Source organism: Wenyingzhuangia sp. IMCC45574 (assembly GCF_054182685.1).
The window spans coordinates 3,464,515-3,484,426 of record NZ_CM135169.1 but is presented as its reverse complement, the minus strand read 5'-3'; the positions used below and the strand labels follow the sequence as shown (position 1 = coordinate 3,484,426).

Annotated in this window: 19 protein-coding genes; 12 read left to right on the top strand and 7 right to left on the bottom strand. The window is 33.6% G+C overall.

The features are described 5' to 3' along the window. From ACXHHC_RS14920 to fabD, 4 genes are all read right to left on the bottom strand, one after another. The gene (locus tag ACXHHC_RS14920) at nucleotides 1-384 is read right to left on the bottom strand and encodes a hypothetical protein (RefSeq protein ID WP_458227164.1); all 384 of its coding nucleotides are present in this window, start codon (nucleotides 382-384) and stop codon (nucleotides 1-3) included. A gap of 230 nt (nucleotides 385-614) precedes the next feature. Then, entirely contained in the window at nucleotides 615-1,190 is a 576-nt protein-coding gene (locus ACXHHC_RS14915) for a DUF695 domain-containing protein (RefSeq protein WP_458227163.1), read from the bottom strand. 108 nt (nucleotides 1,191-1,298) lie between these two features. Beyond that, the gene (locus ACXHHC_RS14910; protein ID WP_458227162.1) at nucleotides 1,299-1,835 is read right to left on the bottom strand and encodes a DUF695 domain-containing protein; all 537 of its coding nucleotides are present in this window, start codon (nucleotides 1,833-1,835) and stop codon (nucleotides 1,299-1,301) included. Between the two features lie 219 nt (nucleotides 1,836-2,054). Next, complete coding sequence (gene fabD / locus ACXHHC_RS14905; RefSeq protein WP_458227161.1) at nucleotides 2,055-2,936, bottom strand: ACP S-malonyltransferase; 882 nt, start codon at nucleotides 2,934-2,936, stop codon at nucleotides 2,055-2,057. Between the two features lie 105 nt (nucleotides 2,937-3,041). Here fabD and ACXHHC_RS14900 point away from each other — a divergent pair, with 105 nt between their 5' ends. From ACXHHC_RS14900 to ACXHHC_RS14860, 9 genes are all read left to right on the top strand, one after another. Then, the gene (locus ACXHHC_RS14900) at nucleotides 3,042-3,731 is read left to right on the top strand and encodes a queuosine precursor transporter (RefSeq protein ID WP_458227160.1); all 690 of its coding nucleotides are present in this window, start codon (nucleotides 3,042-3,044) and stop codon (nucleotides 3,729-3,731) included. 30 nt (nucleotides 3,732-3,761) lie between these two features. Then, entirely contained in the window at nucleotides 3,762-4,376 is a 615-nt protein-coding gene (locus ACXHHC_RS14895) for a LysE family transporter (RefSeq protein ID WP_458227159.1), read from the top strand. Further along, nucleotides 4,373-5,086 (top strand): DUF547 domain-containing protein, encoded by a 714-nt coding sequence (locus ACXHHC_RS14890; RefSeq protein WP_458227158.1) that lies wholly within the window; start codon nucleotides 4,373-4,375, stop codon nucleotides 5,084-5,086. Before ACXHHC_RS14895 ends, ACXHHC_RS14890 begins: the two co-directional genes overlap by 4 nt. Before the next feature lie 15 nt (nucleotides 5,087-5,101). Beyond that, entirely contained in the window at nucleotides 5,102-5,437 is a 336-nt protein-coding gene (locus tag ACXHHC_RS14885) for an arsenosugar biosynthesis-associated peroxidase-like protein (protein ID WP_073122529.1), read from the top strand. An 87-nt stretch (nucleotides 5,438-5,524) separates the two neighbouring features. Further along, nucleotides 5,525-6,574 (top strand): arsenosugar biosynthesis radical SAM (seleno)protein ArsS, encoded by a 1,050-nt coding sequence (arsS, locus tag ACXHHC_RS14880; RefSeq protein WP_458227157.1) that lies wholly within the window; start codon nucleotides 5,525-5,527, stop codon nucleotides 6,572-6,574. A gap of 108 nt (nucleotides 6,575-6,682) precedes the next feature. Continuing rightward, on the top strand, nucleotides 6,683-7,291 hold the full coding sequence (locus ACXHHC_RS14875) for a TIGR04282 family arsenosugar biosynthesis glycosyltransferase (protein WP_458227156.1): 609 nt from the start codon (nucleotides 6,683-6,685) through the stop codon (nucleotides 7,289-7,291). After that, on the top strand, nucleotides 7,291-8,106 hold the full coding sequence (locus ACXHHC_RS14870) for a purine-nucleoside phosphorylase (protein WP_458227155.1): 816 nt from the start codon (nucleotides 7,291-7,293) through the stop codon (nucleotides 8,104-8,106). Before ACXHHC_RS14875 ends, ACXHHC_RS14870 begins: the two co-directional genes overlap by 1 nt. A 90-nt stretch (nucleotides 8,107-8,196) precedes the next feature. Next, a complete protein-coding gene (gene arsM, locus ACXHHC_RS14865; RefSeq protein WP_458227154.1) occupies nucleotides 8,197-9,165 on the top strand; it encodes an arsenosugar biosynthesis arsenite methyltransferase ArsM in 969 nt (322 codons plus the stop codon). Nucleotides 9,166-9,200: 35 nt separating this feature from the next. Beyond that, nucleotides 9,201-9,509, top strand: a complete 309-nt coding sequence (locus ACXHHC_RS14860; RefSeq protein WP_458227153.1) for a hypothetical protein — start codon at nucleotides 9,201-9,203, stop codon at nucleotides 9,507-9,509. Nucleotides 9,510-9,523: 14 nt separating this feature from the next. Here ACXHHC_RS14860 and ACXHHC_RS14855 read toward each other — a convergent pair whose 3' ends face one another. The 3 genes from ACXHHC_RS14855 to ACXHHC_RS14845 form a co-directional block, all read right to left on the bottom strand. Then, complete coding sequence (locus tag ACXHHC_RS14855) at nucleotides 9,524-10,780, bottom strand: POTRA domain-containing protein (RefSeq protein ID WP_458227152.1); 1,257 nt, start codon at nucleotides 10,778-10,780, stop codon at nucleotides 9,524-9,526. Nucleotides 10,781-10,813: 33 nt separating this feature from the next. Next, on the bottom strand, nucleotides 10,814-12,391 hold the full coding sequence (locus ACXHHC_RS14850) for a DUF547 domain-containing protein (protein WP_458227151.1): 1,578 nt from the start codon (nucleotides 12,389-12,391) through the stop codon (nucleotides 10,814-10,816). A 95-nt stretch (nucleotides 12,392-12,486) separates the two neighbouring features. Beyond that, the gene (locus tag ACXHHC_RS14845) at nucleotides 12,487-13,686 is read right to left on the bottom strand and encodes a hypothetical protein (protein ID WP_458227150.1); all 1,200 of its coding nucleotides are present in this window, start codon (nucleotides 13,684-13,686) and stop codon (nucleotides 12,487-12,489) included. Between the two features lie 131 nt (nucleotides 13,687-13,817). Between ACXHHC_RS14845 and ACXHHC_RS14840 the strand changes: the two genes are divergently transcribed. From ACXHHC_RS14840 to ACXHHC_RS14830, 3 genes are read left to right on the top strand one after another with little or no spacing between them, the layout of a single operon-like run. Then, nucleotides 13,818-17,057: a DUF1553 domain-containing protein gene (locus ACXHHC_RS14840; protein ID WP_458227149.1), complete on the top strand. Its 3,240-nt coding sequence runs from the start codon at nucleotides 13,818-13,820 to the stop codon at nucleotides 17,055-17,057. Between the two features lie 11 nt (nucleotides 17,058-17,068). Continuing rightward, nucleotides 17,069-18,550, top strand: a complete 1,482-nt coding sequence (locus ACXHHC_RS14835) for a DUF1501 domain-containing protein (protein ID WP_458227148.1) — start codon at nucleotides 17,069-17,071, stop codon at nucleotides 18,548-18,550. 36 nt (nucleotides 18,551-18,586) lie between these two features. Beyond that, entirely contained in the window at nucleotides 18,587-19,912 is a 1,326-nt protein-coding gene (locus ACXHHC_RS14830; RefSeq protein WP_458227147.1) for a DUF2231 domain-containing protein, read from the top strand.

The following is a 19,912-nucleotide window of genomic DNA, read 5'->3' as shown; positions in this document are numbered from 1 at the left end:
CTATTTTTTTTGCAATATATATTCTTGTTTTTTTGCATTGCTTAGAACGAGTACTCCATCATTTACTTTATATTCCCACCTTCCATTTAGCACATAACTATCCGGATGCTGGCTATCAAAAACAGATTCGTTTATAAAAGTAATCGATTCAGTATCTAGATTTAGAATATACTTTCCATACCTAACAACTGGAAAATCAGAGGAAAGCTCACTATAACCAGAAAAACTAGAATCATAGAACTTAAGATTTATATTTGCCTCTTTCCCTTTACACTTAAAGACTCCTTTATAAGTTCCTTCTAAACTAATGGCAGATTCATTAGACGTTTTAGTACATCCTACTAATAAAAGAGAAAACAGTATGGCAAATAATAAGTTTTTCATTTAGCTTTAATTAAATTAAAAATCTTGAACCACAAATCAATTTTCACGATTCAAAATTTATTACTTAAATCTCTAAAAAAATACTAAAAAAAAGAGCTACGTATTAACAATTTCATAAAACATATATCTTTTGAGTTTCTTTCAACAGTATAACATTTAATTAATTTAACCAATAAAAATAGCCTATTGACCAAAGATCAATAGGCTATTACAAACTATATTAATTAACCTCAAACTATCTTATGTTCAACAAATATTCTATTCAACCAAGGAAAACTCAACTTTCCATTTGCTATTGTTTCATCCAAGACAACAGCATCAATATAATTATTCACTAAATCCCATTTAGTGTCCTTAATAATCTCGTATACAAATCCTCTTGTTAATTTTTTTTGATTGAATTTTTCCTCCATAAAATCATAAATCTCTTCTGGAGATTCTAAATACAAATACATTTCTAGACAAAATTCTTTATAGATATGTCCAACATAATGTATGTTCGTATCTGACTCACTCATCAACTCAACAATCAATTTCTTTTCAAATTGACTGGATATAAAACTTTCTTCTATAAGAGGTAATCCATCCTTATCACAAAACTTCTTATCCAAACTAACGGTTATATTCAAACACCAAGAAGCAGCATTTCGTTTTTTAAATTTTCTATAACTCGAATTAAACAAACTAATTCCTGATTTGTTATTAGGAAGAGAAATCCTTTTTTCTATAAATCTCAGAGGAATTAATTCTCTTATTTTATCCTTTTCTTTAAATCCATTTTTTTCTAAAATCGCAGTACTTTCCATAGCAAATATTTTTTTAGGGTGGGTATTATACATTGTTACTAATGTTAAATAGGGTAATACATTCAATTAAACAAATTAATTAAATATTAGTAACTTTAAGTTTATTCGTTAAAATATCAATTTTCGTGACAAGAATCTATCGTACCATCTTACATCAATCTTCTCATTCAGATTATTCATATTTTGGATAGCTCGTTTAAAATATTCATTAACTAGATTCCATTTTACATCTCTCTTTAATTCATAACTAATTAGTTCAACGGAATTATTTTTCTTTTGTTCTAGGAAATGATTTACAGGAACAGGTACCTTTACATATAAGAACAACTCCAAACGGTAATTACGATATATAAATCCAACATAATGAATAGAAGAGGGGAACTTTTGCAATAAGTCTTTTAATATAATATGTTTTACCATAGAAACTTCAGTCCTATAGTCCGCACTAGGTAAACCATTATCTAAGCAACGTTCCTTTTCTAAATTAATTTCAATTTTTAAACTCCATGGATAAACAAACTTTCTCTTGTATTTTTCGTAAGCAATATTAAACTTACAAATTGCTGGCACAACTTGTTTTAAAGAAATGCTCTTTACTTGCAACTCTTTATTGATTTCCTTTTTGTTTAGAATATTTTTTTCCATAGCAAATATTTAAGGGGTTAATGAACTTAATTGCTATAGCTTGTGGGGTTATTTGGTAGGTATACAAAAGATATACCAGCTTAATTAAGCTAGTATACTATAGCAATTTTCATTTTAAATATATGACTAATTAACTTATTTTCAAAGCGATTGTTAAAATTAGTTCATAAAAAAACCTCAACACAAGGTTGAGGTTCAATATTTTATAAATCAGTATTCTTAAATCTCGGCACTGCTTCTAGCCACAGATCTGTCTATTTTAGCAAATAAACCTTGCAATACTTTTCCTGGTCCAACCTCTACTACTTCTGTTGCTCCATCTGCAATTATTGCTTGCGCACACTGTGTCCATTTTACCGCTCCAGTTAACTGAGCAATTAAATTTTCTTTAATCTCGCTTGGGCTAGTAACAGCTTTAGCCACCACATTTTGATACACAGGACAAGATGGCTCATTAAACTGAGTTGCCTCAATAGCAGCCGCTAATTCTTCTTTAGCAGGTGCCATTAACGGTGAATGGAAAGCTCCACCAACTGGTAATAATAAGGCTCTACGAGCTCCTTTTTCTTTAGCAACCTCGCAAGCAGTTTCTACGGCTTTTAATTCTCCAGAAATTACCAACTGTCCAGGACAATTATAATTTGCAGCGACTACATCTCCCTCTACAGAAGCACAAATTTCTTCTACAACGGCATCTTCTAATCCTAATACAGCAGCCATTGTTCCAGGCACACTTTCACATGCTTTTTGCATAGCATCTGCACGTTTAGCAACTAGCTTTAACCCATCTTCAAAAGATAGAGTCCCATTTGCTACCAAAGCAGATATTTCACCTAAAGAGTGTCCTGCCACCATAGCTGGTTTAAAATCTTCTCCTAATACTTTTGCTAAAATTACTGAGTGTAAGAAAATAGCAGGTTGTGTTACATTGGTTTGCTTTAAATCTTCTGCAGAACCTTCGAACATAATTTTAGTAATATCAAACCCTAAAATTTCGTTTGCTTGCTCAAATAATTCCTTAGCCAATGGAGAGTTATCATACAAATCTTTTCCCATACCTGTAAACTGTGCTCCTTGTCCAGGAAATACATATGCCTTCATATACTTTATTCTTTATGTTATTTCTTATATTTAAGACTTCAAAAGTAAGAAAATTAGACTATTTTAAGCGTATATTATTCCATATCTGACTCATACTAATTGTTTATGAAATCATCTTCGTTTGCTGGTAATGTGTATTTAGCCCTTTCCGCTCTATTTATAGCCTCTTTAGTAGCCTCTAACTTAATTTTTCAGAAATTCTTTTATTGGAATCCTTGGGGATTGTTCAATTTTGAAATTTCGGTAGGACTACTTCCCTATCCTGTTACCTTTCTAATTACAGATACCATTTCTGAAATCTATGGCAAGGAGAAAGCAAACAAGTTGGTATTGGCTGGAATCTTTGCTTCTTTTTTCTCGTTATTGATCATTTTTATAGGAGATATTGCACCTGCTACTAGCTGGTCTCGTGTAAACGATGCTACTTATACTACTGTATTTGGGTTATCACCATTAGCTGTATTAGCTTCTATGTTGGCTTATTTAGCGGCTCAATTCTGTGATATTAGAGTATATCATTTTTGGAAAAAAATTACCAAAGGAAAACATATGTGGCTAAGAAATAATGCTTCTACTTTTACCTCTCAATTTATAGATACTTTATTAGTTCTTTTGTTTTTATGTTCGTTTGATGTTATCCCATGGACATCTTTTAAAACACTATTAATCAGTGGATTTTTGTTTAAAATTATCGTTGCTTCTTTGGATACTCCCCTACTTTACCTAATTGTTTTTTACCTTAGAAAAAAGATAGGTATTAAAGGGACAAAAGAAATCACTACACCTATTTTGTAATGTCTTTAATGCTTCTACTACTAAAGGAGCATGAATTTATTATTACTTTTTAGTATTGGTTTACTCGCATCATTTATAGGAGCACTTCCATTAGGAACTGTGAACCTTGCTGTGATACATAACAGTATCTACCATTCAAAAAAGTCTGCCATGACCATTAGTTACTTTGCAGGTATTGCGGAAGTAATTATTGCCATAATAGCTTTTATCAGTAGTAAACCAATTTTTAAATTCATCCAGCAATTTCCAAGCATACAATATGCAATCCCTATAGTATTGATTACAATAGGTTTTGCTTTGATCTATAGTAAAGAGAAAAAAGAAAAAACGGCCCCTAAAATAAAAATTGGAAACTCTTTAAAGGGGTTGGTATTAGGAATTGTAAATCCAGCCGTTTGGGCATATTGGGTGGTTGTTTTCTCGTTTCTAATAATGACACTAAACAAAGATTACCATATTTCTCCTAGTATCTTTTTATGGATTGCATTTTTTACAGCAGTGTATTTGGGTAAAATAATAGCCCTTTATCTATACGCTAAATTGGGTAATACCATAGCAAATAAAAACACAAAGAAGATTAAAACAATTATTGGTATCGTTTTAATCTGCACATCATTCATTCAAATAATTTGTAAATCAATATGAAAATAGCATACACTTTTATAGCAATACTTTTGATAAGTATTAGTTCTTTACAAGCACAAACAAAAACCTGGAACAGCTTATTGCAAAAACATGTAGACAATAAAGGTTGGGTTAACTACGATGGTTTTAAAAAAGACCAAACTCAATTAGACTCCTATCTTAACTATTTAGAAAAAGCAAACCCAAATAACTTAAAATCTGACAATGCTAAAAAAGCTTTTTGGATAAACGCTTACAACGCATATACAATCAAACTGATTTTAAATCACTATCCATTAAAATCCATTTTAGATATTAAAGTAGATGGGAAAAATGCTTGGGAAACTCCTTTTGCAAAAGTTGGAGGTAAAACCTATACGTTAAATCATATTGAACATGAAATTCTAAGAAAGCAATACAGCGACCCTAACATTCACGTAGGTGTAAACTGTGCTTCTGTTTCGTGTCCGGCCCTACCCAACACTGCATTTACAGAAAAAAACATAGATGCATTGTTAACTAAAAACATGAAAAGTTTTGTGAACGATGCGGTTAGAAATAGCATAAAAAAAGATACTTTAGAGTTATCACAAATTTTTAACTGGTTCCAAGACGATTTTACTAAAAAAGGCAGTCTAATAGATTTTATAAATCTACACAGCAAAATTAAAGTAATTAGCAATGCTAAAGTTAGCTACAAAGCGTATAATTGGAACCTAAACAAACAATAATTAAAAACAATTTAGATGCAAAAGACATATTACGACCCTAAGGATTTAAAGGATTTTGGAAAGATTAGTGAATGGGATCAGGAACTAGGAGAAAAGTTTTTTGAATACTACGGAAAAGTTTTTGAAGAAGGTGCTTTAACAGCTCGCGAAAAATCTTTAATTGCTTTGGCTGTTTCACATACAGTTCAGTGTGCTTATTGTATAGATGCTTATACTTCAGATGGCTTAAAACGAGGATTAGAAAGAGAAGAAATGATGGAAGCTGTACATGTAGCTGCTGCTATTAAATCTGGTGCAACCTTAGTTCACGGTGTACAAATGATGAAAAAATACGATAAGTTGTCGATGTAAAATTAGTACAGAGTATTGAGTAGTTAGTACAAAGATTAACGTACTACAATCAACTCAATACTCAGTACTCAATACTCAGTACTAAAAATGAAATCACTCGCTAAAAGAAAAGATAGCTTAGCAGATCCTAAAAACCAATTGGCTTTGTTTAACAGTGGAATTTTTGCCAATGGTGAATTACCAACATTCAAACAAAAGGTTTCTGAAAGCAATCAATACCCCTTAAAACCTACAAAACTGGAAATCTTCCAAGTAAATGTTGGTTATATGTGTAATCAAGTTTGTGCGCACTGTCACGTAGATGCTGGTCCAGATAGGAAAGAAATCATGACTACAGCAACCATGCAGTTGTGTTTAGATAAATTAAAAGAATCTGGTGCTACCACATTAGACTTAACAGGGGGTGCACCCGAAATGAATCCTCATTTTAGGTGGTTTGTAGAAGAAGCTAGTAAAATTGGTGTTCAAGATTTTATTGTACGTTCTAACTTAACCATTTTAAGAGCGAATAAGAAATACTACGACATGCCGGAGTTCTTTAAAAAACACAATGTTCATGTTGTATCTTCTTTACCATTTTACAAAAGAGGGAAAACAGACAAACAACGTGGTGACGGTGTTTTTGATGCTTCTATAGAAGCTTTAAAAGAACTGAACAAAGTAGGATATGGAGTTGAAGGGTCAGGCCTAAAATTAGATTTAGTTTTTAATCCTTCTGGAGCTTTTTTACCTGGTAATCAAGCAGAATTAGAACATGAGTTTAAAACTGCTTTAAAAGAAGATTTTGGAATAACATTCAACAATTTATTTGCTATTACCAATTTGCCTATCAGTAGATTTTTGGAATTTTTGGTTGCCTCTGAAAACTACGAAGATTATATGGATGAATTGGTAGATGCCTACAACCCAGCTGCAGTAGAAGGTGTAATGTGTAAAAACACAATCTCTGTAGATTGGCAAGGGTATTTATACGATTGTGATTTTAACCAACAACTAGATTTAAAAGTTGCCACTACTGGTAAACATTTATCAGAGTTTGATACCAAAGCTTTACAAAATAGACAAATAGTAATCTCTCAGCATTGTTATGGATGTACAGCTGGTGCAGGAAGTAGTTGTCAGGGAGTTGTTGCGTAAAACCGCTATAAGCTATAGGCTATATGCGCTAAGCTTCTTAAATTTACTTTCAAATAAATTAAAAAATTAAAAAGGCATATAGCGTAAAGCTTATTGCCTAAAGCAATCATGAACAATCAATTACTAATTATATTTACGCGTAGACCCGAGCTAGGAAAGGTAAAAACGCGTTTGGCAAAAGACACTTCTAAAGAAGTCGCTTTAAATGTTTACAACGACTTGCTAAAACATACACACAGCATCACCAAAGACTTAGCTGTAGACAAATGGGTATTCTACACCGATGAAATTGAATTCAATGACTTATGGGATGAAGGAGAATTCATGAAAATGATTCAAGCTGAAGGTGACCTTGGGCAGAAGATGCAAGCTGCATTTCTAAAAGGATTTGCTGCCGGATATTTAGAAGTAATTATTATTGGCAGTGATATAGACACCTTAACCTCAGAAATAATTGAAGATGCTTTTGCGGAAGTTAAAAGTCAGAACGTACTAGGTCCTTCAGAAGATGGAGGGTATTACCTGTTAGGCTTAAACGAACCTAGAACCGATGTTTTCACCAATAAAGAATGGGGAACAGACTCTGTTTTAAGAGATACTTTAATCAATTTTGAAAACGATGAAGTCTTTTTGTTAGATGAATTAAATGACATAGACCATTTAGAAGATATAGAAGAAGATTCGTTTTTAGCCCATCATGTAAAAGATTATAGATAATGACAGCACAAGACATACAAGAAAGCATTGATTTTTTACAATCAAAAGGTATTCCAACACCTCAGGTTGGAATTGTTTTAGGAACAGGTTTAGGACAATTAGTAAATCACATAGAGGTTAGTCATGAAATAGATTATACCGATATTCCTCATTTTGTTTCTGCCACCTTAGAGTCTCATGCAGGAAAATTGATTTTTGGAAAGCTCGCAGGCAAAGAGGTCGTAGTGATGAATGGACGTTTTCATCTATACGAAGGATATCATTTTAATGAAGTTACTTATGGTGTTCGTGTTATAAAGGCTTTGGGAGCTAAACAATTACTAATTTCCAATGCAGCAGGTGCTATCAATCTAGACTTTAACAAAGGAGAGTTAATGCTAATTGACGATCATATTAATTTGCAAGGTGGTTCTCCTCTAGCTTTTAAAAACGCTAAAGAATTTGGGAATATTTTTGTAGATATGTCTGCTCCTTATCATGCAGGTATGAATAATCAATTAGAAATTATTGCCAAAGACAACAACATCAATTTACACAAAGGTGTTTATGCATCTGTAGTAGGCCCTCAATTAGAGACTAGAGCAGAGTACAAATATTTAAAAATTATAGGTGCAGATGCTGTAGGTATGAGTACTGTACCAGAGGTTATTGTTGCCAATCAAATTGGTTTACCTTGTGTTGCTATTTCTGTGCTGACAGACGAATGTGATCCAGAAAACTTAAAACCGATTGATATTCCTGAAATCTTTGCCATGGCTGCTAAAGCAGAACCGCAATTGATTACATTGTACACAAAACTAATTGAACGACTGTAAGGTCTAGGTTTTAATTACGAATAATCTATTACGAATTACGAGAGTTCATAAACTTTTAACTTTCTAACTTTTAACCTTAGAACATAACGAATGAGTTACTTAGAAACCACCAAAGACGTATATAAAGAAGCTGCTTTAACTCCAGATGTAGGATTGTGTTGTACCACTAACCCTATTTGGGAATTACCAGGACTAACCATTCCAAAAATAATGCAAGAAATGAACTACGGATGTGGTTCTACAGTCCATGCAAGAGATTTAACACGCAGCCCTAAAATTTTATATGTTGGTGTAGGTGGTGGAATGGAGCTATTACAATTCTCATATTTCTCTCGTCAAAAGGGAGGTGTTGTTGGTGTAGATGTAGTGGATGAAATGCTAGAAGCTTCTGCCAAAAACTTTATAGAGGCAGAAGAAAAAAACGATTGGTTTAAAAAAGAGTTTGTAGACCTTAAAAAAGGTGATGCTTTAAACTTACCCGTAGAAGACAACTCAATAGATGTTGCAGCACAAAACTGTTTGTTCAACATTTTTAAAGCAGATGATCTTAAAAAAGCCATTGCAGAAATGTATCGTGTATTAAAACCGCATGGCCGTTTGGTAATGAGCGATCCTACTTGCGAACAACCTATGAACGAGGAATTGCGTAACGATGAACGTTTACGTGCCTTGTGTTTAAGTGGTAGTTTACCTATTGCCGAATACGTAAAAGCTCTTACTGATGCTGGTTTTGGAACCATAGAAATTAGAGCTAGAAAACCGTATAGAATTCTAGATCCTAAAAATTATCCTACGGATGAGTTGATTTATATTGAATCCATTGAAGTTGCTGCTATTAAAGACCCAATGCCAGAAGATGGTCCATGTATATTTACAGGAAAAGCTGCTATTTACTATGGTGATGAAGATTTCTTTGACGATGGCAAAGGACATACTTTATTAAAGAACCAACCATTAGCGGTTTGTGATAAAACAGCACAGGCCTTAAAAGATTTAGGACGAGATGATATTTATTTCTCTGAATCTACGTTCCACTATGATGGTGGTGGCTGTTGTTAATTTTTAGTTGATCGTTGATGTAAAATTTACTCATTATGATTTACATTACAGCTTTGTTATATAAAAAAGAAGGTAAAGAAACAGCTTTTCATGAATATGAAAATGCTGTTTTGCCTATTTTAAAAGAATACAATGGCATTTTAATTCACAGAATAAGACCTACTAAGGAAAACTATGTAGGTAAATCTACAGAAGAACAACCTTATGAAATTCATTTGATTTCTTTTCCTTCTGAAGAAGATTTTAATGGTTATTTAAAAGACTCGAAAAGGATTTCTTTTAATCATTTGAAAGAGGAGTCTCTAAAAATGGGGTACATCTACAAAGGAGAAAGACTAAAATAAATGAGACTTCGTCTCTAAAAATACTGCCCTATACCAAATACCCAACCTCCTTGGTTTCTATCCTCAAACACACTCTGTCCATAATCTATACGAAACACGGCATTGTAGATCTTTTTATGGATAAAACGCAATCCCACACCTGGATGAATTCTAGCTCGGTTTATCATAAACAATTCTCTTAGCTCTCCTCCTGCAGTTCTCCAAGCTCCAGCATCTACAAAAGCATTGGTCTGAATGGCAAACCATTTTTTATCTAAAACGGTATGTCTATATTCAGCATTTAAAACTAGTACAGCTGTTCCTCTATCAATAATATTTCCAACCCCTCTAATATTCAAATTATTATCCAAAGCAAAAGGAGCAAAAGGATTGTCGTCATTACTGGCAAAACCTGCTCTTAAACGAGAAGCAAAATTCCCTCTTCCTTTTATTTTTTTATAATAGTAAAAGTCGTTCCAAATAATATTAAACTTTTCTTGACCATCTTCAATTGGCATTACATGCTGTGCGTACAATAAACTTCTAAAACCATCCACATACTGATATTCGTATTGCAAGCGATTGTAATCAAAACTAGCTTTAAAGAGTAATTTATTTTGTTCTAAATTGGTAGGTATCCCAGCATCCTGAAAACCGTTATTGTATTGATATTTCTCTTCAAAAAGATTAACTCCTAATTCTACTTTATGGGCTACAGTAAGCAACTTAAATACCGATGCTTCTATGGAAGAGTTTGTATATTCATAGTCTGCACTTCCACTCTCAAAATACAATGGTTCTAAAGTAGTTAAACTCTGTACAGTTAGAGAAGCTCCACAAAAGTTCCCAAACAACTGAGGGTCTGTATAATTCAGAGAAAAAGAATGAAATCCGTTATTCTGATAAAAGCCTCCTATTCGCTTATTCTCTCCTAAAAAATTAAACTCTTGCAAACCCAACCTATACGTAAATTGCTGATTGGCTGCTGTCCAAAAGCTTACCGAAGGAATAATAGTATTGGTTTCTTCTACCTTGTAAGTAATATCGTAACTTCCGTTATTGTTATCCTTAACAATAAAACTCGCTTTACTAAAAGCTGGCAATCTACTTAACAAAACAGCATCGTTTTGTAAAACAATGCTGTCTAATTCTTGCCCAACTTCTAATCGGGTTAATTTATGTAATATCTCAGATTTCGTTTTTTTGTTTCCTTTAAAGTCGATTTTTACTACTTTCTGAGCAAAACCATTCATAAAAAGAAACATTACTAAAACTAAAATCAACTGTTTCATAAAGTATCATCTTATTTTACCGAAAAATAAGAATTAATTTGCTGATAAATAACGAAGTCCTAAACTAAATGTTTGTCCTAAACCTTGAAAATTGTGTCCCCTTACAAATTTTCCAAAAGATGCTTCTAAATTTAATCGTTCTGTAGCTTGATATTTTCCTCCTAAACCTAATGAAGTATAGTTTTGCTCAAAATCGTTTCCTAAACTAAATAAGAAAAATTGTTGTGCATTTACAAAAATAGTCGATTTACTATCTGGAAAATAGCTTAAAAAAGCACTCACTGGTACCCCTAAACTGTTATTTGCAAAATTCTCACCATTATTTAGGGCTTCATCATCTCCAAAGTTAAACCCTAAATCTACCTCGGTAAAAATCTGCCATTGGTTTCCTCCAAAGGTATGATCGTAAAAGAATTTAGTCTCCCAAAAAGTACTGTTCTTATCTAAATACCCAGCTTTCTCTTTTTCAAAAATTGGTAAGTATAGAGAAGATGTAAAAGAGAAAGTTGGAATACTAGCAAAAGGTTGAATTCTAATAGAAGGTGCAAAAGTAGTGAACCCCGAACGTGCTGTACCGGCTCCATCTCCATTATCTTTAAATCCAAAAACGCTTAATGCATTAGAATCTCCATAAGTGTTAGCTCTTGCCTGTGCAATAAAACCAACATTGACTCTTGCATTTTCTGTAATACCATAATAAAACTCCAACGTACTTGTAAAAAATGACTGTCTTGGAATATCTATTGCATCAGACGATTCTCCTAATGTTTGTCTTGTTTGTGTATACAAACTATTAAAAAACTTCACATCAAACTGATTCTTAGCCAACAACTTAGACGGAGTAAAAGCCTGAACGTTCGATAATGATGAGGTAGTTGCTTCTGCTACAACAGCCACAGCTTCTTTTTGTTCGTTTAACTGCCAATTATAAGTGTAGTATCCAAAGTCTTTGGTTATTTTTTTACTTCTATAACCATTGATAAAAGCTGCCACTTTCGCTTTCGCCCCTCCAAAATCTTGTTTGTACCATGAGAAAATTTCAGAAATCTCTGTTTTCCCATTATTATTCTGAATGAACTCATCGTTGTTTAATGCCAATTTGGTTTGTTTTTCCAATTGCCCTTCTAAACCTTCTGGAGTATATGCATAATTTACAATTGGTGGACAACTTACGGCACCACACACCAATACAAAATGAAAACGTGGTTCTTTAAAATTTCCGCGAAGCAGTTTGTTTTCAATATCATTTAAAGTAATATTTTTCCTACCTAAGCTTCTTTTGTTTCCATCAAAGAAACCAGAAATTTTCATTGGAGAATTCACGGGGTAACTGTCCACAATTTGATCAATCACACCTAAATTGTAAACATTAATCCAAAAAGCTTTGTATGTAGTCGCATCGGATTTGTCTACAGTGATTTTGTTTGATAAATCAACTAGTTTTTTTAGGTCTGAATTGTTCTGAGCTAATTTGTTATAAGCTACTTTCCCTTCTTTTACATAGGTCTTAAAAAAAGCATCTGCTTTAGAAAAAAACTGAGAAGTTTGGTTTTGCGCAGTTGCTAAAAGTGTACTTGCAAAAAACGCTATTGCTAAGATTTTATTTTTCATTGTATTGTTTTTATTGACACCTATTTGGTTGCCCTTTTTTTCTTTTACTTACACAACAAAAAAATATTTTTTATGCCAAGCATCTAAAAACAACGTCACTTACCGCTATAAACCAACACATTAGAATGTAAAATTTTATTCTTAGAAAGTTCCATTCTATTCAAACCATCTACCTCAATTAGTAACTCAAAGTAGTCTGGAACCTCTTTATATTTTCCCACTAAATAGTCCTCAATTTCTTTTTGCAACTTTAAATTCGTTAGCATTTTTACACTTTGAGATGCACCTGTATCCCATACTCCTCCTAACAAATAAATTTGGTTTTGATTCACCCCTGGAACTTTGGCTATAATCGCATAATCTTGATGATACAAATCTGGGTCCCCCCCTGGTTTATATTCGTATTTCTTTCCTGTTTTGCTATCTGTAAAAACAATTCCATCCTTAATAAATTCAATTGCAGAATTGTCAGAATACTTCTTTAAAAAATCAAACGTTTTTACCAAACCGACTACAAATAAATTATAATCTCTAACTTCCTTCGTAGTTACTTCGGACATTTTTCTGATTACAAAATCTTGTTCCTGCTCATGAAACAAACCACTAATATCTTTCACCCAATTGGCACTATTGCTAGACAAAAAAGAATAGTTCAACAAATTGTATGTTAAATCTTCATTTTTCTGTTTTTCCTGAAACTCCTCAAATTCAGACCTTGAATTGATATTCTGATGACGAACCACTTTTACTTCTTTACCAAGCGTATCCGTCTCTTTTAAAATCAGAAAATCACCAATAATTACCATTGCATTTTTCCCATTATCAAAGAAACCATCAAATAAAACGCTATTGGAAGCTTTTTCTGTTTTGGAGAAAATCAAAGTATAAGATACTACGCTTACAAAAATGACCACACAAGCAAAAAATCCTATTTTAAAAAAACTCTTATTCTTTTTTTCTGGCTTGTCTCTTTTTATCAATTCTACTTCATAGCTACCTTTTGGAATATGTAAAATTAAAGCATCATTCTTTCCTTCATTCTCATAATACTTTTCTAACTTTTTTCTAAGATTGTACAAATAGACTCTTACCAAAGTACTCTGAGAAGGATCAAAATCTGTCTTCCCAAATACCTCAGATGCAATGGTAGTTTCCTTAGGAATTTCTTTTTTAGAAGTACAATCCACCAAGTAGTTCAATAAATTCTCATAGGTTGTTGAACTTCCAAAAGAATTGCTATCAAAAATTTTCTTCAAAAAGGCCGAGTCTACATTTTTCATCTTTTTTGTTTTCATCAAAGATAGTTTAACTGTTAAAAAATCAAAAAATTAACTGTTAACTAAACTGTTTAACATGCTGCAAAACCTATATTTTATCAATGAAAACATAATTTAGTTAGCAAAACAACAACGAACTACTTAAAACAATGAAAAAAACAATGCTTGGAGGGATTATCGCCCTTTCGCTTGTCCTTTTATCGTGTAATAACAACAGTACCTATAAAACTGGATACAAAATTCCAGATGAAATTAGTTATAACTTCCATGTTAGGCCTATTTTATCGGATAAGTGTTTTTTATGTCATGGTCCTGACAAAGCAAAACAGAAAGCAAACCTTAGATTAGATACTTATGAAGGTGCCACTACTCAAAGAGAAGATGGTAGTTATCCTATTTATCCAAATAAATCTGGAAAAAGTGCCATCATTCATAGAATGACTACAAAGGATACAAAAATCTTAATGCCTCCTGTAGATTCACACTTATCCATGACGGATGAAGAAATTGCCATCATTAGCAAGTGGATTGATCAAGGAGCGAAATATGAAAAGCATTGGTCTTTTGCTGCTTTAGAAAAAGTAGACATCCCAGACGTTGATATAGAAGAATGGCCTAAAAATGAAATTGACCATTTTGTTGCTGAAAAACTAGAACAAAATGGATTGACTCCATCTGAAAAAGCAAGTAAAGAAATTTTAATACGTAGGTTGAGTTTTAACTTAACGGGGCTGCCTCCTACTTTAGAAGAGATTGATGACTTTGTAAACGATACTTCTGAGAACGCATATGAAAAAGTGGTAGACAGACTCCTTTCTTCTTATAGTTATGGAGAAAGAATGACCGCTGAATGGCTAGATGTTGCTCGTTTTACGGATTCTGATGGATATTTAGATGACAAACACCGTGACATGAGTCCTTGGAGAACTTGGGTGATTGATGCCTTTAATAGAAATAAGAGTTATAAAGACTTTGTTACGGAACAAATTGCAGGAGATTTGTTACCCAATGCTACTCAAGAAACTACGCTAGCTACTGCATTTAATAGATTACATAGAAAAAACTCCGAAGCTGGAATTATTTTCGAGGAATTTAGAGTAGAAGCCGTTGCAGACAGAGCCAATACGTTTGGAAAGGCTTTCTTAGGTTTGACTATGGAATGTGCTCGTTGTCATGATCACAAATACGATCCTGTAAGTCAGAAAAACTACTTTGAGTTGTTTAGTTTCTTTAATAGCACTCATGAAATAGGAACAGCTGTTTACGGTCCTGGTCAGGTTCCTGGTCCCTCTTTATTATTAACCAGTAAGGAAAAACAAAAAGTATTAGATTATTTAAACGGAGAAATTAATACTCATGAAAAACAATTGACCAAAGTAGTTGGTAACAATAAGGAATTCATTGATTGGTCTAAAAACAAATCTCAAATTAAACAGTCTATTAAAAAGGAATACAAAAAACACCTAGTTGCAGACTATCCTTTAAACAGTTTTAAGCTTTTACCAGACCATAAAAAGAACAAATGGGAAAAGAAATCTGTAATACACACTTCTCCAAGTAAACTTGTAAAACAGAAAGCAGTCAAAGTAACCCAAGGAATTTTCAAATCTAAAAAATCTCGAAAGGGGGCTTTTATTGATAGTTACACGAAGATCGTATTAGAAAAACCTATCGGAAATTTTGATCATATGGATGCTTTTAGTGTTTCGTTTGACGTGTATCTAGATACTATTTATGAGGAAGTATGTGTGATGGCACATTCAGAAGGACGTAGAAATGGGTTAAAGGGATATTCTATGTTCTTAGAAAACAACAAACCTAAATTCATTATTGCTCGTTCTTGGCCACAAAATGCCATTGAAGCTTTTGCTTTGGATTCATTACCAACCAAAGAGTGGATTAATTTAGCAGTTACTTATGATGGTTCAGCTTCTTCTAAAGGAATGCAGATATACGTGAATGGAAAATCAATTCCTGTAGAAAGAACGGGGCAAAAGGTTTACAAAACACTGAACTTTAAACCGAATATTCATACCTATGGTTTCAAAGGATTTTTATTGGGATTCACGAATGGAAAACCTATAAAAAACGGAGGTTATAGCAACTTAAAGATTTTTGACAAAGAGTTATCTCCTTTAGAAATGGGTTACAATTACGATCCTAAACAATTGGATAAGTTGGTTGCTAATAATGAGTTTGTCCAAAAATATTATCTAGGATCGATTGATCTAAACAACTTAGAAGTAAATCAAAAATTGAAAAAACTGAGAAAAGAATTAACGACTGAGTTAGACTCTATTCCAGAAATTATGGTGATGGGAGATCTTCCAAAACCAAGACCTACTTACATCTTAAATAGAGGAAATTACGACAGCCCTGAAGAGGAAGAATTGAGCCCAAATACTCCAGAAAGTATTCTAAAATTCGATAAAAAATTTCCTAGAAACCGTTTAGGTTTGGCTCAGTGGCTATTTGATGAAAAGAACCCTTTAGCATCTAGAGTATTTGTAAACCGTATTTGGCAAATGCACTTTGGAAAAGGATTGGTGAAAACTTCGGATGATTTTGGAAATCAGGGAGATTTACCTACACATCCAGAATTACTAGACTGGCTATCTAAAGACTTTATGGATTCTGGTTGGGACATCAAAAAATTACATAAGAAAATCGTGATGACTGCTACCTATCAGCAAAGCTCAAAAGTAAAAGAGGAATTGCTAAAACTAGATAGCGACAACAAATTGTTAGCTAGAGCTCCTAGCAATCGTTTTTCGGCTGAAATGGTACGTGACAACGCATTAAAAATTAGCGGATTGCTAGTAAATAAATTAGGAGGAGAGAGCGTATACCCATATCAACCTAAAGGACTATGGAGTGAATTGACTACCAAAAAATGGAGATACAAATACAAACACGGACAAGATGAAGGTCTATACAGAAGAAGTATTTATTCTGTATGGAAACGTAGTAGCCCACCTCCTACCATGTTAATTTTTGATGCACCTGACAGAGGAGTTTGTACCGTAAAACGTAGACAAACAAGTACTCCTTTACAGGCATTGGTATTACTAAACGATCCGCACTATTTAGAGTCCGCAAGAGCATTGGCAGAAAAATTAGTAGGTACTACAGATACTATTGACAGCAAGCTAACCAAAGCATTTAGATTGGCTACGGGTAGAAAACCAAATGATAAAGAAACAGGAGTTATTAAAGAGTTTTACCAATCTGAATTGGATAAATTCACCAAAACTCCAGATGATGCCATTGCTTATTTAAGTACAGGAACTTTGGAAAGAAACAAGACTTTAGATCCAGTAAAAACAGCCGCTTTGGCCAATGTGATTAACGGAATTATGAATACTACAGAGGGATACACTCTGAAATAAAATATACAGAAATGGACGAATTTAAACATCTACAATTTTCTGAATCGAGAAGAAACTTCTTAAAAAAATCATCTTTAGGTTTTGGATCTATTGCATTGACTTCTCTATTGAATCCAACATTGTCACAGGCACAAAAGTTTTTACAAAACCATGATAAGAATTTTGAAAATGGGAATCTAGGTTCTGGACCTATCCTATCACCTCATTTTCCTGCAAAAGCTAAACGAGTAATTTACTTGTTTCAAAGTGGAGGTCCTTCTCAATTAGAAACTTTTGACTACAAACCATTGCTTCAAAAGAGGCACGGTCAAGAAATTCCACCTTCCGTAAAATCTCAACAAAGAAATTCTGGAATGGTAGCTGGTCAGACAAGTTTTCCAATGGCAGGATCCGTTTACGATTTTAAACAACATGGACAATCTGGTGCTTGGGTGAGTGAGTTATTCCCTCACACCGCTTCGGTAGTTGATGATTTATGTGTGATCAATTCGGTGTATACCGAAGCGATCAATCATGAACCAGCCGTGATGTTCATGCAAACGGGTTCTCAGCAAGGTGGTAGACCTTCTATTGGTTCTTGGTTGAGTTACGGATTGGGAAGCGATAACGAAAACCTACCTGGTTTTGTAGTATTAACCTCTAAAGGAGGAGGTGGTCAACCTTTAAGTTCTGCTGCTTGGGGAAATGGGTTTTTACCATCAAACCACCAAGGAGTAAGCTTTAGATCAGGAAAAGATTCCGTATTGTATTTAAGCAATCCAAGTGGGATTAAAAAAGAAGACCGAAGACGAGCTTTGGATTATATCAATCAATTGAATAATGAACAATTTGATCATTGGCAAGATCCTGAAATTCATTCGAAAATTAGCCAGTATGAAATGGCTTACAAAATGCAAAGTTCTGTACCCGAAGCGGTAGACACAAAGAATGAGCCAGAGCATGTATATGATTTATACGGAGAGGATGCTAAAAAACCAGGAACCTTTGCTGCCAATTGTTTACAAGCTAGGAGATTGGCCGAGAGAGGTGTAAAATTCATACAATTATATCACACAGGTTGGGATCATCATGGAGGATTGCCTTACGGGATGAAACACAAAGCCAAGCAAACAGATCAGGCTGCTGCTGGGTTGATTAAAGATTTAAAACAAAGAGGTTTGCTAGAAGATACATTGGTTATATGGGGAGGAGAGTTTGGTAGAACAAGTTTCTCTCAAGGAAAATTAACGGCTACTAACTACGGTAGAGACCACCATCCAGGATGTTTTAGTATGTGGATGGCTGGTGCTGGAGTAAAACCAGGAATGGTGTACGGAAAAACAGATGATTTTGGGTACAACGTAGTAGAAAACGGAGTACATGTTCACGATTTACAAGCCACTTTATTACACTTATTAGGAATTAATCACGAAAAATTGACTTTCAAACATCAAGGAAGAAGATTTAGATTGACCGACGTGCATGGACATGTGGTGAAAGATATTTTATCGTAGCAACTAAAAACATAAGTAAAACGAACAACTTTTATAATGGACATTATTTCATTTTTGGGGAGGTTACACCCATTAATTGTACACTTACCCATCGGGTTTTTATTGATTGCTTTTTTGATAGACCTCTTTTTTAAAGGAAAAAAAAGAAAAAGCTTAAAATCTGGTGTCTTATTTATTTTAGTTCTTGGATTTCTTTCATCAGTAGGAGCATCTGTTTTAGGCTGGTTGCTGTCTTGGGAAGGTGGTTACGAATCTGATGTGCTACAATTGCATAAAATCTTTGGGATTATTACAGCTGTATTTGCACTCGTAGCTCTTTGGAGTCGCTTTTTTGATAAAGACAAAGTATACGCTACCAGTGCTCTAGTCATTATTACACTGATTTCATTAACGGGACATTACGGAGGGGTTTTGACTCATGGAGCTACCTATTTAACAGAACCTTTGATGAGTCCGCAAGAGGAAAATGATGAGGAATCCAGTTTAGCATCAAGTGATTCTATCAAACTTTACGAGCATTTAATCACTCCTATTTTTGAAGAAAAATGTTACAGCTGTCACAACGATGGTAAAATGAAAGGTGGTTTGAATTTAACCTCTTTAGCTCATTTAGCAGAAGGTGGAGATAGCGGGCACTATTTATTTACCAAAACTTGGGACAATGAAATTTTTCAACGTGTTATTTTACCTAAGTCTGATGTAAAGCTAATGCCTCCAAAAGGAGAACGGTTGACGTATCAGGAAATGGCCTTGTTAAAATACTGGATAGAAACGGCTAAAGGAGAAGAATTAGTACTATCCGCAGACAACACTTCGGATGAAATTCAGTTTGTGTTGTTAGACCAATACAATTTGGATTTAACACCAAAACCTTTGTACGAAAAAATCAAAGTAACTAAAATTAGTGATGAAAATTATCAAGATTTACGACAAGCAGGTTGGAACCCAAAAATGTTAAGTGAAGAAAATCATTTGATAGAAATGACTCCGATTTCTCCTAAAAAAAGACCGTCTTTCCAAACGATTATTGATTTAGGAATTCAGGATAACATCTACAAATTCAACCTCAACAACTTCAACGTAACTGAGGAGGAATTAGGTGTTATCGCTCAGTGCAATCATTTGATGTATTTGAATTTAGCGAATAACAACATAGACGATTCACATTTGAAAAAAATTAGTAATTTGACTCATCTCGAAATCCTAAACATTCACAGAAACGCAATCACAGATGAAACTTTGGCCTTGTTAAGTAAGATGCCTTTGTTGAAAAAAGTCTATGCTTGGCAAACACAAATTACTAAGGAGAAAGCAGCAGAAGTTGCTTCTAAAACAAAATTAACGATCAATACAGGTATTTAA

What these genes read in the sequence shown, in the direction of transcription:
- ACXHHC_RS14920 (WP_458227164.1), bottom strand. Translation starts at nt 384, where the DNA reads ATGAAAAACTTATTATTTGCCATACTGTTTTCTCTTTTATTAGTAGGA.
- ACXHHC_RS14915 (WP_458227163.1), bottom strand. Translation starts at nt 1,190, where the DNA reads ATGGAAAGTACTGCGATTTTAGAAAAAAATGGATTTAAAGAAAAGGAT.
- ACXHHC_RS14910 (WP_458227162.1), bottom strand. Translation starts at nt 1,835, where the DNA reads ATGGAAAAAAATATTCTAAACAAAAAGGAAATCAATAAAGAGTTGCAA.
- fabD (WP_458227161.1), bottom strand. Translation starts at nt 2,936, where the DNA reads ATGAAGGCATATGTATTTCCTGGACAAGGAGCACAGTTTACAGGTATG.
- ACXHHC_RS14900 (WP_458227160.1), top strand. Translation starts at nt 3,042, where the DNA reads ATGAAATCATCTTCGTTTGCTGGTAATGTGTATTTAGCCCTTTCCGCT.
- ACXHHC_RS14895 (WP_458227159.1), top strand. Translation starts at nt 3,762, where the DNA reads ATGAATTTATTATTACTTTTTAGTATTGGTTTACTCGCATCATTTATA.
- ACXHHC_RS14890 (WP_458227158.1), top strand. Translation starts at nt 4,373, where the DNA reads ATGAAAATAGCATACACTTTTATAGCAATACTTTTGATAAGTATTAGT.
- ACXHHC_RS14885 (WP_073122529.1), top strand. Translation starts at nt 5,102, where the DNA reads ATGCAAAAGACATATTACGACCCTAAGGATTTAAAGGATTTTGGAAAG.
- arsS (WP_458227157.1), top strand. Translation starts at nt 5,525, where the DNA reads ATGAAATCACTCGCTAAAAGAAAAGATAGCTTAGCAGATCCTAAAAAC.
- ACXHHC_RS14875 (WP_458227156.1), top strand. Translation starts at nt 6,683, where the DNA reads ATGAACAATCAATTACTAATTATATTTACGCGTAGACCCGAGCTAGGA.
- ACXHHC_RS14870 (WP_458227155.1), top strand. Translation starts at nt 7,291, where the DNA reads ATGACAGCACAAGACATACAAGAAAGCATTGATTTTTTACAATCAAAA.
- arsM (WP_458227154.1), top strand. Translation starts at nt 8,197, where the DNA reads ATGAGTTACTTAGAAACCACCAAAGACGTATATAAAGAAGCTGCTTTA.
- ACXHHC_RS14860 (WP_458227153.1), top strand. Translation starts at nt 9,201, where the DNA reads ATGATTTACATTACAGCTTTGTTATATAAAAAAGAAGGTAAAGAAACA.
- ACXHHC_RS14855 (WP_458227152.1), bottom strand. Translation starts at nt 10,780, where the DNA reads ATGAAACAGTTGATTTTAGTTTTAGTAATGTTTCTTTTTATGAATGGT.
- ACXHHC_RS14850 (WP_458227151.1), bottom strand. Translation starts at nt 12,391, where the DNA reads ATGAAAAATAAAATCTTAGCAATAGCGTTTTTTGCAAGTACACTTTTA.
- ACXHHC_RS14845 (WP_458227150.1), bottom strand. Translation starts at nt 13,686, where the DNA reads ATGAAAACAAAAAAGATGAAAAATGTAGACTCGGCCTTTTTGAAGAAA.
- ACXHHC_RS14840 (WP_458227149.1), top strand. Translation starts at nt 13,818, where the DNA reads ATGAAAAAAACAATGCTTGGAGGGATTATCGCCCTTTCGCTTGTCCTT.
- ACXHHC_RS14835 (WP_458227148.1), top strand. Translation starts at nt 17,069, where the DNA reads ATGGACGAATTTAAACATCTACAATTTTCTGAATCGAGAAGAAACTTC.
- ACXHHC_RS14830 (WP_458227147.1), top strand. Translation starts at nt 18,587, where the DNA reads ATGGACATTATTTCATTTTTGGGGAGGTTACACCCATTAATTGTACAC.